This window comes from Cupriavidus necator, assembly GCF_040578825.1.
Classification (GTDB): Bacteria; Pseudomonadota; Gammaproteobacteria; order Burkholderiales; family Burkholderiaceae; genus Cupriavidus; species Cupriavidus necator_E.
On the sequence record NZ_JBEFLI010000047.1, the window covers coordinates 45,477 to 57,279 of the forward strand.

Annotated in this window: 7 protein-coding genes, 8 pseudogenes and 1 riboswitch; of the genes and pseudogenes, 6 read left to right on the top strand and 9 right to left on the bottom strand. The window is 66.6% G+C overall.

The window, feature by feature from the left end:
* Nucleotides 1-57 precede the first annotated feature (57 nt).
* Nucleotides 58-236: riboswitch (cobalamin riboswitch) on the bottom strand.
* The 3 genes and pseudogenes from AB1I47_RS21840 to AB1I47_RS21850 form a co-directional block, all read right to left on the bottom strand.
* Nucleotides 220-489, bottom strand: a complete 270-nt coding sequence (locus tag AB1I47_RS21840) for a hypothetical protein (protein WP_354685820.1) — start codon at nucleotides 487-489, stop codon at nucleotides 220-222. Its footprint overlaps the riboswitch before it by 17 nt.
* Nucleotides 490-518: 29 nt before the next feature.
* Nucleotides 519-638: pseudogene (locus AB1I47_RS21845) on the bottom strand (DNA-binding response regulator); the annotation flags it as partial.
* Nucleotides 639-779: 141 nt separating this feature from the next.
* Entirely contained in the window at nucleotides 780-1,490 is a 711-nt protein-coding gene (locus tag AB1I47_RS21850; protein WP_354685813.1) for an SDR family NAD(P)-dependent oxidoreductase, read from the bottom strand.
* A gap of 272 nt (nucleotides 1,491-1,762) precedes the next feature.
* Here AB1I47_RS21850 and AB1I47_RS21855 point away from each other — a divergent pair, with 272 nt between their 5' ends.
* Entirely contained in the window at nucleotides 1,763-2,674 is a 912-nt protein-coding gene (locus AB1I47_RS21855) for a LysR family transcriptional regulator (RefSeq protein WP_354685814.1), read from the top strand.
* A gap of 45 nt (nucleotides 2,675-2,719) precedes the next feature.
* Here the strand turns inward: AB1I47_RS21855 and AB1I47_RS21860 are convergent, their stop codons facing one another.
* The 3 genes and pseudogenes from AB1I47_RS21860 to AB1I47_RS21870 form a co-directional block, all read right to left on the bottom strand.
* Nucleotides 2,720-3,184: a RidA family protein gene (locus tag AB1I47_RS21860; RefSeq protein ID WP_354685815.1), complete on the bottom strand. Its 465-nt coding sequence runs from the start codon at nucleotides 3,182-3,184 to the stop codon at nucleotides 2,720-2,722.
* Between the two features lie 149 nt (nucleotides 3,185-3,333).
* Nucleotides 3,334-3,741 (bottom strand): annotated as a pseudogene (locus tag AB1I47_RS21865) (helix-turn-helix domain-containing protein); the annotation flags it as partial.
* A 359-nt stretch (nucleotides 3,742-4,100) separates the two neighbouring features.
* A pseudogene (locus AB1I47_RS21870) lies at nucleotides 4,101-5,287 on the bottom strand (ISNCY family transposase); the annotation flags it as partial.
* A 148-nt stretch (nucleotides 5,288-5,435) separates the two neighbouring features.
* Between AB1I47_RS21870 and AB1I47_RS21875 the strand changes: the two are divergent.
* Both AB1I47_RS21875 and AB1I47_RS21880 read left to right on the top strand, forming a co-directional pair.
* Nucleotides 5,436-5,858 carry a tripartite tricarboxylate transporter substrate-binding protein gene (locus AB1I47_RS21875; protein WP_354685816.1) on the top strand — a complete coding sequence of 141 codons (423 nt, stop codon included), beginning with the start codon at nucleotides 5,436-5,438 and terminating at the stop codon, nucleotides 5,856-5,858.
* A pseudogene (locus tag AB1I47_RS21880) lies at nucleotides 5,744-6,169 on the top strand (acetyl-CoA hydrolase/transferase C-terminal domain-containing protein); the annotation flags it as partial. The gene AB1I47_RS21875 and the pseudogene AB1I47_RS21880, both read left to right, overlap by 115 nt.
* On the opposite strand, the pseudogene AB1I47_RS21885 reads toward AB1I47_RS21880, so the two are convergent.
* Nucleotides 6,086-6,526, bottom strand: a pseudogene (locus AB1I47_RS21885) (AMP-binding protein); the annotation flags it as partial. The pseudogenes AB1I47_RS21880 and AB1I47_RS21885 sit on opposite strands and share 84 nt — an antisense overlap.
* Nucleotides 6,527-6,616: 90 nt before the next feature.
* Here AB1I47_RS21885 and AB1I47_RS33955 point away from each other — a divergent pair.
* From AB1I47_RS33955 to AB1I47_RS21900, 3 genes and pseudogenes are all read left to right on the top strand, one after another.
* Nucleotides 6,617-6,757: pseudogene (locus AB1I47_RS33955) on the top strand (porin); the annotation flags it as partial.
* 310 nt (nucleotides 6,758-7,067) lie between these two features.
* Nucleotides 7,068-8,156, top strand: coding sequence for a DNA-binding protein (locus AB1I47_RS21895; RefSeq protein ID WP_354685817.1), 1,089 nt, complete (start codon nucleotides 7,068-7,070; stop codon nucleotides 8,154-8,156).
* Nucleotides 8,054-9,546: pseudogene (locus tag AB1I47_RS21900) on the top strand (tyrosine-type recombinase/integrase). The gene AB1I47_RS21895 and the pseudogene AB1I47_RS21900 overlap by 103 nt, the downstream one beginning before the upstream one ends.
* A gap of 321 nt (nucleotides 9,547-9,867) precedes the next feature.
* On the opposite strand, the gene AB1I47_RS21905 reads toward AB1I47_RS21900, so the two are convergent.
* Complete coding sequence (locus AB1I47_RS21905; RefSeq protein ID WP_354685818.1) at nucleotides 9,868-10,113, bottom strand: hypothetical protein; 246 nt, start codon at nucleotides 10,111-10,113, stop codon at nucleotides 9,868-9,870.
* A pseudogene (locus AB1I47_RS21910) lies at nucleotides 10,110-11,803 on the bottom strand (hypothetical protein); the annotation flags it as partial. The pseudogene AB1I47_RS21910 and the gene AB1I47_RS21905, both read right to left, overlap by 4 nt.

An 11,803-nucleotide genomic window follows, 5' to 3' on the forward strand; every position in this document is an offset into this window, starting at 1 on the left:
TGAAACGGCCGGGCCGTTCTTCGTATCCCCCGGTACACCCCGCCCGGTTTCAACCCACGTCGACAAGAAAGGATGGCCGGTCTCCTGGCTCATGCGTCATCGCCCGGCATCGCCTTCCCGGAATTCGCCGGTGGCATCTCGATGCGGACTCGTCACTTACAGTTGCGGGGGCAGCCGCGGTTTCACACCGCGTTCCCGTTTCACCCTTGAAGGGCACCATCATCTGCTGCCCGGATGATACGCGATGAGGCTTGGGCTGTGAATATTGCAGGGGTGCAAGCCGTTGGTGCGGCGGCGGCTGGCAAAGCGCCGCGGGCAGCTGTGCGCGAGCTGGTGTGAGAACGGCAAGGTCGGCGCGGCATGCCCCGCGTAGCGCTGTAGCGCAGCGGCATTGAAGATCCGCCCGTTGAACCATGGATTCAGTTTGACCGACAACCAGCCACTGATCGGCCAAAACAGCAGAAACAGCGCTCCTGCCAGACCTGCCACGGTCGGTCTCGTCGCTGCGCGCGGTCAGCATGCCGCCCGTCTGGCACCACGGTAACGCGCAAGCCGTTCTTGGTGAGGTAGGTTGAGACCAGTTCACGAATTTCGCGGTCGTCATCGACGATCAGGATGTGGTCGGTGTGTGCGTCCATCGGCGTCACCTTGGCAGATTGATCCGCCAGGCGCGGCGCCGGGCACCGAAAGATTTACGCAATACGGTGCGACGGGTATTCCCCCATCGCGCCGTCGGGAACCACCCGCGGTGCGCCGGCGCGCGCCGCGGGGGTGTCCGCTCAATGCCCTGCGCTCTGGCCGCCGTCTACATGCAGGATCTCGCCCGTGACGAACGGCGCGTTGTCGAGATACAGGACAGCATCGACGATATCGCGCATCTCGCCCATATGACCCACCGGGTGCAGGACGCCCAGCGCCTCATGGGTTTCGGGCGGATGCATCGGCGACTTGATGATGCCGGGCGAGACAGCGTTGGCGCGGATGCCGGTCCTGGCGTACTCGATGGCCAGCGACTTGGTCGCGGCGTTCAGGCCACCCTTGGTCAGCGAGGCCAGCACCGACGGCACCCCGCTGATCGCATGGTCGACCAGGCTGGTCGTGATGCTGACCACGTGGCCGCTGCGGTGCTTCTCCATTTCGGCGATGGCCAGCTGCGTGATATGGAAGAAGCCCGTCAGGTTGATGCCGGTGGCGGCCGCGTAGTCCTCGTCGGTATAGCTGGTGAACGGCTTGGCGATGAAGATGCCGGCGTTGTTGACCAGGGTGTCGATGCGGCCGAACCTTGCCACGGCCTCGGCGATGACGCGGCGCGCCGTGGACGGATCGGCGATATCGCCGGCGACTGCCAGGATGTCCTGGTCGTCCGACGGCTTGATGGTGCGCGCCGTGGCGACAACGCGATGGCCGCGTTCCCGGAACGCCTTTACCAGTTCAGCGCCAATGCCTTGCGATGCGCCCGTGATGACAACGACTTTCTGTGCTGCGCTCATTTTCTTGAACCTCGATGTAGATGGAATCGGCTTTGCTTGCCGATCGGGCCGGCGGCTCCGATGGATTCCAATCTAGGCAATTCGCTTGCGCATTCGAAGACCCTGGCGGCACAAACAGTCTTGCGCCACAAGCACAAATAGAGCGGGACGAATCCTCCGGCGCTCACGGCACGCGCAGCCTCGTGGTCACTTCGGCGCCGGCTACAGCCCGGACATCGACTTCTGCCAGTGGCGCACATATGATGGATACATCGCTTGATCCGGTGCGAGAAATGAAACGGCAATTCGACGACCTTCAGCTTGGCAGTATCGAGCTGTTCTGCCTGGCCGCGGAGCTGGGCAGCTTCACCGCGGCGGCAGTGGCCGCGGGCGTGACACCGCCCGCAGTCAGCCGCACTGTGCAAAGGCTGGAGGAGCGCCTGGGGGTGCGGCTGTTCGTGCGGACCACGCGGCAGATCCGCCTGACCGACGAAGGACGGGTGTATTTCGAGCAGAGCCGCGGCGCACTGGCGCAGCTGGTGGACGCGGAGCGGCAGATCAGCGGCCAGCAGTCTGCCCCTGCGGGGCGGCTGCGGATCAGCCTGCCGACGCCTTACGCGCACTATCGCGTGCTGCCGGTGCTGCCAGCATTCCGCGAGCGCTACCCGGAAGTCGAGATCGACGTGCACATCAGCAACCGCAACGTGGATTTCGCCGATGACACCTATGACCTGTCGGTGCGCGGGCGTGCGCCGGATGATTCGAACCTGATCGCGCGCAAGCTGGAAGACGCGGAGCTGGTGGTGGTGGCAGCGCCTGGCTATCTGCGGCGTGCCGGCACGCCGCAGTCATTGGAGGACTTGCTCAGGCATGAGTGCATCCAGTTCGAGCGCCCGAGCAGCGGCCGGCGGATCCCATGGACGTTCCAGGTCAACGGCGAGGACACGGATATCGTGACCACCGGTTCGTATGCCGCGTCAGAAGACATCCTGGGCGGGGCCACGCTGGTGCGCGCCGGCGCGGGCCTGTTCCAGACCTACCGCTTCGTGGTGGAACAGGACCTGCGCGACGGCACGCTGGTAGAGGTGCTGAAGGACTACGGCGGAAGTACGCGCCCCTTTGTGCTGCTATACCCGTCCGCGCGCCACGTCTCGCGCCGGGTACGGGCCTTCGTCGACTTCCTGGTCGAGAAATTCTCGGCGTAACGGCTCACGCTGCGCTTAGAACCCATTTCATAATGAAATGGGTTCTTATGCAGGCCGGATCTGGGCAATGACCACGAGGATCACGGCCGCATTCGCCGGCTGCTGGAAGTGCGAGGAGATGGTTCGCGCGTGGCCGGCCTTCTCTGCCAGCACCTCGCTGAAGAGGTCGGAGGCGCCATCAAGGACCGCCGGCTGCCCGAACCAGCCAGGCGCGCTGGCGATATGCCCGTCGACGCGGACGATATGGTCCAGGCGCTCGAAGCCACCCAGATAGGCATGGATCTGCGCCAGCACGTTGAGCGCCGCCAGCTCGGCGGCACGCTTGCCCTGCGCGACATCCAGGTCCTTGCCGACCTGGCCCTGCCAGACCACCTTGCCATCCTGCAACGGCAGCTGCCCGGAGATGAACAGCAGGTCGCCGGCCTGGCTGACCGCGGTATAGCTGCCCAGGGGCTGCGGGGGCTGCGGCAGCACCAGGCCGCGCGCTGCGAGTCGTTCTTGCACAGACATGCTGGCTCCAATCAGGTGGGGGTCATGCCACCAACTCTATGCGCGCGCCGGCCTGGGATAAAGGCATGGCGCGGAACAGGAATTGGTACCTGGGGTAACAAGTCGGATGCCCGATTTCCTGGCATGCCCCTGTGCCGGCACGGCCGCCCCTACGCAGTCTGCAATTCGTCGCCGCGCGCCATGCGCCGGATCGCCTGCGGCGGTTGGCCGAACGCCCGCAGGAAGGCACGCCGCATGCGCTTGCGGTCGCCGAAGCCGGTATCCCGCGCCACCACATCGATGGCATGGCGGCCGCTTTCCATCATCAGCCTGGCCGCCTGCACGCGCAGGTGCTCCACGGCCTTGGCGCGGGTCTGCCCGGTCTCGTCACGGAATGCGCGCGCGAACTGCCGCGGGCTCAGGTGCGCCGCATCCGCCAGTTGCTCCACCGAGAGTTCCTGTTGCAGGTTCTGCCGCGCGAAATCCAGCGCGGCACGAATGCGGTCCGAGCGCGGCTCCAGGTCCAGCAATGCCGAGAACTGCGACTGCCCGCCGGCGCGCCGGTGATACACGACCAGCAACCCACGGGTACGCATAGGTCCCACACGCGTCTTTACAGTTCGGTGAAAAGAGCGAACACGATCCCAAGTAGCGCGCTCCAATCGAGAAGTCGTGACGCGATGCTGGGGCGCAGTTGGGGCGTAGGCGAGTTAGGGAAGCGCGTCCCAACCGGGCGGAATCGCGCCGCGATACTTCGCGCTAGGCGCGCACACCCTCCTGCCGGGCGTGGAACTCTGGCTGGTGTGGTGAGCCGACGGGGGCTGGCCGGCGCACATTCAACGCAGTGTGGCCAGTTGCGAACATCAGATCTAAGTTCGACGAGGCGCCGCGAATGTGAGCCGCCTTTCGCATCCAGCCCCGCACCGGCGCCACAGTAGATGAGAGGCTCCAGATCGAGCCGGTTGATCAGCCGCTGGCGCTTGGTGTTCGGCGCCGGCTGGTGCGGGCGCGGCGGCTCGCCGGCCAGCGTGCCCGACGGCCCTACGGATTACAGGCTGTCGCGCAGCGCGTGCACTTTGGCGGCGAGGTCAAGCACGTGCCCGAGCCGCTTGTTCTCGACAATCGCGCCCTGGTCGATTTCGCCGAGGCGGTCATAGGTGGTGTAGGGCAGGGAAGCGCCATCGGCCCACAACTCGATCCGGCCGTCCGGATACTCGGCGACCTCGAGGTAGCGGTGGATCAGGCGCCAGTGCTCGGGCCGGTCCTCGAGCAGATACATCACCTTGTCGTACTGCAGCGTGAGGCTCTGCGACACCTTGCGCCACTCGCGCCAGCTGAAGATGCGCGCCAGATCCTCGTCGCCACGCAGCGGCCGGTGCGCCTTGAAGTCGCGCCTGGGCACCTTGGCAAAGCGCGTGTTGAAGTCGGCGATGAGTTGGCCGCTGCCATGGTGCTGATCCCGCGCAGCCGCAGCTCCTTGACCAGGCGGTCCTGCAGCGTGCCGTTCATCCGCTCGACACGGCCCTTGGCCGGGCTCGAATTGGCGCACAGGATGTCGATATTGAGCTCGAACAGCGCACGGCCGAACTGGGTGTAGCCGCGGCCCTCGGCCGGTTCCCGCCGGTTGACGCGGAAGATGCCGGCCTTGTCGGAATAGAACGCCCTTGGCTTGCCGTGGCGCTCGACATAGGCGCGCGTGGCGGTCAAGTACGCCGGCGTCGATTCGCTCGGCACAAACAGCAGCTGCATCAGCCGCCCGGTCGCGTCGATCGACGGCAGCGATCACGCCTGGTTCGAGGAGCGGGCGCCGGCGTGCACGCTGCTGGTGTGCTTCTCGGCGGCCAGCGTCGGTCCGAAGTCGGTATAGCTGTCGCGGATCAGCCCGCGCACACGGGATTCGAGCCCGGGCGGGAGCTGGCGGTTGCTGTCACGGCCACGCTTGCGGGAGCCTAGACCGATCGGACCGTCCTCGCGGTAGCGCAGCACCAGACGTTCCACCTGACGCCGCGACAAGCCGAGTTTCTCGGCCGCGCGCCAGATCGCCAAGCCATGGTCGACCACGGCTTGAATCACCTTGAGCTGATCGAGTTCGCGCATCGTCATGGTAATGGCTCCTGCTGGCATGACGGGCTCCCGCGCGCTGGAAGCTGTCAAGCTTACGCCTGCCAAACTCGGACATTTGAACTTAGCCAGAACCGGACATTACCGCTTAGCCGCTACAAGATTTGTTGCGCATAATCTATCTTATGTAAAATTCACTGCGCGCCTGCGCATGCTACCACTGCGCACGGGTCCGCGTCTGGCCTCCCCAGGCACCGCGGTCGACATTACTGCACGCTTTGTTGCCGAGGCACTGGCAAAGAACCTGAAAACCCCGGTCACGGTGGACAACCGTGCTGGCGCCGGCGGGCTTATCGGCACGGACGCGGTCGCCAAGGCTGCCGGGGACGGCTACACGCTGCTGTTGGCCGGGGTTCCCCACCTGACCACGCGGTGGTTTGCCGAGGGTCCGGTCACGTTCGATCCGGTCAAGGACTTTGTGCCGATTGCCAGGGTGAGCAGTTCCGCGCCGGGCATCGTGGTCAGGGCGGACTCGAGGCCGTGGTGGCGGCGCTGCATGACCGCCGCGACCTGGGGCTGCACAGTGGCGCGGTCGGCGACGGCATTGCGGCGCTGGCTGAAGCCGGCGTGCTGACCAACGCGCGCAAGAGCATCGATGCCGGCGTTGGCATCGCCGGCATCCTGATGGGCAGCGAACGGCTGCGGCGCTGGGCGCACCGCAATCCGCGCCTGCAGCTGCGCGAGACCAGCTATACCCATCACCCCGAGGTGCTCGCCAGCATCGACAAGCTGACCGCCATCAACTCCGCCATCGAGGTCGACCTCACTGGCCAGGTGAACGCCGAAGTCGCCGCTGGCGTCTATGTCGGCGCGGTCGGCGGCGCCGTGGACTTCCTGCGTGGCGCGGCGCGCAGCCGCGGCGGTTTGCCTATCGTCGCCCTGCCCCGGTCCCAGGCGCTTGCCCGCCAGCTTGATGGTGTCGTCGGAGCGGCCCATCATGAACCAGGTGCCGTCGTCGCGGCGCAGCGCCAGGTCGCCGTGCACCCAGATGCCTGGCACGGTGTTCCAGTAGGTATCGAGATAGCGCTCGTCGTCCTGCCAGAACGACTGGGTCATGCCGACGAACGGCGTGCGGATCGCCAGCTCGCCCACGGCGTTGGTCAGCGACTTGCCGTCGGCATCCACCACATCGACAGCGACCGACGGCGAGGTGGTGTTGAATCCGGCCGGGCTGATCGGCTTGACGATCACGCTGGACAGCAGCGCACCGGACACCTCGGTGCCGCCGGTGTAGTTGATGACCGGGCGGTGGCAGCAGCGCGCACGACATCGCCAGCGAGCACGACCTCTCACAGACTCCGCACACATACAAGACCACAACGGAGGAGCCCTATGAAGAGCCGGTATTACGCCGCAGCGCTTTTGTCCATGACTGCACCATTCGCCGCCGCGCAATCGTCCGTCACGCTGTATGGCGTCGCGGATATCGGCATGGAATACCTGAGCCACGCCAATGCAGCCGGCGACAAGCTGATTGGGGTCCTTTTGATTTCCGCGCAAATTACCGGGGTAGCCAGCCCTAAGCCCCATGCGGGTTTCCGGGCGATGCCCCGCTGAAATCCCCATCAAATCAGTCACTTGCTGACTGGTCTTTTCCAGCACGTCTTTCTACGCTTCCGCGCCTGCTCCCATCGCCCTGGCGTGGCCCGACGGCGCTTCGTGCCGGTTTTGGTCAGATAATAGGATTTATCGTGTTTCTCCCATCGCGATGCTGTCCTAAGTAGGCATTCTAACGTTAGCACCGTATGTTAGAGTGAGTTCTCTGCCCACCCGGAAGCCCGCCATGTCCCGCCTCGCCGCCACCCCCGAACAGATCCGCGCCACCGTGCTGGCGATGCTGGCCGAGGCAGGCGATGCCGCGCCGCCCACGGCTGCGCGCTTCCGCCGGGCGGTGTCGGTGCGCAAGCTGCGCGACCGGCTGGGCGGCGGCGACCCGGCCACGCTGTCGCGCACGCTCAACGTGATCGAGGCCGAGGTCGTGCGCGCAGGCCTCTCGGAGCTTGCCATCCCCGACATCCCGGCGGAGATCGCCGAATCGATGCGCGCGCTGTGGCAGGCGGCGGTCACGGTGCAGCTCGACGACGTGGTGCGCCTCAAGCGCGCGGCGCAGGCCAGCGTCGAGGCCGCCGAGGCCGCGCGCGCCGAGGCCGAACTGCGGGTCGAGCTGCTGCGCGCCGAACTGACCGACCTCCGCGCGCAGCTCGCCGCCCGTGACACCGAGCTGGCCGAGGCGCGTGCGGGCCTCGCCGCCGAGCGGGCCCGTGCCGAGCCACTGGCCGTGCGCACCAGCGAGCTGGAAGCGGCGCTGGCCGCGGCGCAGGATCGCCAAGCCGCCGGCGAACGCGCCCAGGCCGAGGCCATCGCCACCGCGCAGGCGCGCTACGAGGCCCTGTCCAAACAGCTGCTGCAGGAAACGGCGCGCCAGCGCGACGCGCTCCAGGCCGAACGCGCCCAGCTCGGCTCGCAGCTGAAGTTTGCCGAGCGCCGTGTCGCGGCGCTCGAAGCCGCGCGCAGCGGGCTCGAGGCGGAGCTGGCCGGCGAGCGCGCCGCGCGCCAGACCGCCGCCGGCGAGGCCAGTGCGCTCAAGGCGGTCAATGCGAGCCAGCGCGCCCAGCTCGATGAGCTGCTGCGCGCGACGCTGGCGGCCGCGGCACCGCCTGCGCCCCCGACGAAAGCGCGCCCGGCCAAGCCCACGACCAAGTCCCCGACCAAGACAGCCAAGCGCGGGGGGCGCGCATCAACCCGGCCGATTGGGTCGACACGGCAACGGTGCCGCCGCGCCACCTGCCCCCGACCATCGACGGCGCGCTCGCCTACCTGGCCGAGACCCTGGGCCATCCGGTCTACGCGCACTGGACGCTCGCGCGGGTGAAACGCCGCTATGGTTCGCTGGCCGAGGCCAAGGCGGCGCAGCCCGCGGTGCTGAAGCTGCTGCTGGCACACGACGCCGCGGTCGAATACTGGGAGCGCGGCCGGCTGCGCACCGTGGCCGCCGCGCAGGCACCGGGCCCGAAGCCGTGCTGGCGCGGCTGCTGCACACCCACCGGCGCCGCTTCCAGAAGATCGAGATGATCCCGGCCCAGACGACCGGAGGGACGGGGTCGACGGCGGCTCCATCGGCCCCGGATCCGTGGCTCGCAACCCAGGAGGCACGGACGCTGGCGTGGCTCGCGCGCGCCGGGCGCTTCGCGCAGCCGCGTGCGGCCACCAATACGCTGGGCGCCGCCGATGACGCCCACGCACTGGCCCTGTTCCTGCGCGACCGTGCCGGCCGCTCCGCCCATACGCGGCGCGCCTACGGCGCGGAATTGCGCCGCCTGATCGGCTGGTGCGAGGCTCAGGGACTCGGGCCGCTGTCCGACCTCACGCGCCAGCACCTGCTCGCCTACCGCCAGGCCTTGCAGCAAGGCGCGGGCAGCCCCGACGGTCGTAGCGACAGCGCGTCGCGAGCGCCGCTGGCCGAGGCCACCCGCACGCGCGCGCTGGCGGTGGTGGCCAGCTGCTACCGCTACTGGTACGACACCGGTTATCTGCACGCCAATCCGGCGGCGGGGTTGTCCGCGGGCAGCCGCGCCCGCGCCGGCTTCACCCCGACGCGGTGGCTGCCCCCGGCGCTGCTGGCGGCCTGCGATGCCTGGTGCGCGACCCCGGTGCCGGACGGCGACGACGAACTTGGTGGGCTGCGCCAGCGCGCCATATGGGCGCTGTTCCGCTATGCCGGCGTGCGCCTCGCGGAACTGGCCTGGTCGGCCGACACTGGGCTGCCGCGCCTGGAAGCCGAGGCGCCGGGCCGGTGGACTTTGTATGTGCATGGCAAGGGCGGCAAGACCCGCGCCATTCCGCTGCCGACGGCGTGCGTGGCCAGCGTGCGCGCTTACCGGCGCGCGCGGGGCCTAGCGGCCGAGCCGCCGGCGCACGAGGCGCTGCCGCTGATTCACGGCAACAAGGGCGAGGCGCTGCGCACGGCGGGCCTGTACCGCGAGGTCAAGGCGCTGTTGGCGGCGGTGGCGGCCAGTCTGCCGGACCACGAGGCGGCGCAGGCGCTGCTGCTGCGTGCGGCCTCCCCGCACTGGCTGCGCCACGCTTACGCGCGCACGCTGGTGGTCGATCACCAGGTGCCGCTGCCCGCCGCGCAGGCGCTGCTCGGGCATGCCTCGGTACAGACCACGGCGGCCTACGCCAGGACCGACCTGAGCCAGTTACGAGACTTTGTCGAGCAGACCTTCGGCGAGTCAAGTGAGCAGGATCCGGCCAGCCGATGAACGCCGGCTTCCGGCCGATCGGGGCCATGGCGAGCTACGCGGGATGGCGCCGCGCCTGGCGCTTGTGCGCCCGCCCGGGAGCCTGCAGCGCCGCCAGCTCGCGCTGCTCCTCCTGTGCAAAGGCATCGTTAACGTAGCCTACGGCCCAGCCGGGCTGGGATATCGCTCGCGGCGCCTGGATGCGCCAGGCGGCCAGCAGCCCTTCGAAGCAGATCCTGCCGTGAGAAAGACCTCCGCGCACTCGTGCGCAGTGCGCTCTGTCTTCATGGCTCGTGGCTAACAAAGGACACGGCACAATAAGGCATCGAGCCGCAAGAGCGACTATTCTTCGCTAAGCAAGAGCGCTTTGGCACGATTCAAGGCATCCTTAAGCCAATCGAGATCAACACTACGAGTAATTGCAGCTTCATTTGCCTGAGCGCCGGGGAACACCACCTCAAGATGGTCCGGCCCCTTGTCTTGACTTAGTAGGGCAACAAAATGCCCATCACAATAAATCTCAGCTATCAATTGTTCGTAGTCGACGTCGCTAGCAATGAGGACTTCTAATTTCTGATGAGAGGTCATTTTTTGGGAGGCTCCAAGAATCCGCGTAGACCACCATTTGCGTCGAATCGCGCACCACGACCGTCTGGTGCAATCACATCTATACCACCAAAACGGTTACCTCCCTTCACCGTCGCATCTGGTGAGCTTAGTATTTCCTCAAGGACTTTCTGACCCTGTTCGTTCATCTGCGACGGATTTCCCTTTGCTTGGGGAAAGGCGCTTCCCGGTCTGCTTCCATGTTTCTGAAGCGCGCGTCCTGCCGTTGTCATCTCGCCTCCGCGATCAGCAGGGTCGATGGCCTGCCCAGCACTAGACAGCTTTTCCACATTTGTACTGCTCAGCTGTCCTGTGCCATTTGTACTGTTATTGGAGGTATTGAAAATAGCCCCCAGGCTCTCAACAGGCTTGAGCGGATTCGGCAGGATCGCGCCGATCACCGTCCCGACGTTCTCAATCGCCTCGAGCGCTGGCTGAGCGATCACCTGCAGAGCGTTTTGTTGCGATTGATCGGGCGTGCCCGTCAAGACGTTCTGGTCCCCATCATACTTCGGCTTGCCAGGCACGGAGCCCGGCTTCTGGGGCTCGCCTGGTGTTGGAGGGACGCTCGGCCCATAAACCGGTGGGTGCAACGCCCAATTGTATTGAGTTCCGAGCCCGCCGGCTGCGCCTGCTGCTGCCGCGTCCTGCGTGGAACCACCTACTGTCGCACCAGCCCCAGCTGCCACGATGGTTCCCGCAATCTGCACCAGCGCCTTCCGGTCCTGCTCGGACAGTTGCTGCAGATTCGGATTGTTCAGGATCTGCTGGCCGATCAGCTCAGCCGCCACCGTGGCTGCCGCATCGCCGGCAGCACCCGCCGCGAAGCTGCCCCCCATCGCTTGTGCCATGAGCCCACCGATGACCGCGTGCACGGCCACCTTTACTTCTGGCGGCTGGTTCTGCGTCAGCGTACCGACCTGGTCGTAGACCATCGGCGCCCACTGCTGCGCCACCTGGCTTTGCAGCTGGTTCAGCTCCTGCTGGTTCTTCACCTTCTGCGCATCAAAGATCTTGTCGATGCTCTGGTTGGCGTTGGCCGTGTCGCGATTCAGCCCGGCAACGGTCTCGTCAGCCGACTTGCCGGTCTTTGCCTGTTGGCCCGCGTTGTCGGTGATGATGACCGTGCCCGGCGCAATTGCACGCTTGGTGACTCCAGCGGCACTACCGTCAATCGACTTTTGCGCATTGCCTGCAGCGGTCGCCGCCAGGCTGCTGGCGCCGCTTTGCAGCAAGTTTGTATTGCCCGCCCAGTCCACATGCGCCGGCTGCACGGGCCCGAGGTTCGGATCGCTGGCGGGCACGCTCTTGCCACCGCTGTAGCTAGCCACGAGTGTGGTCGAGTCGCTGCTGTACTCGGCCTTGTTCTCGATTTCGCTGGTGGTCAGCGTGCCGGTCTTGAAGTGGTTGTTGGTTGGGTCCGCGGTGCTCGCCAGGATGCCGCCTTTCAGGTCGGTATTGCCCTTCACATCGACGTTGAAACCACCCTTGCCGGCGTAGAGGCCGCTCTGTTCCTGCACCGAGCTGTAAGTGCTGTCGGTATTGCCCTGCGTCACGCTGCCGCTGGCGTGGACGGTGGTGCCATAACAGAACGGCGGCACGCAGATGCTGGCCTGCATGCCGGACGACGATTCCTTGCTGTGATAGGTCTCGGTGTCCGGACGGCTCTCGA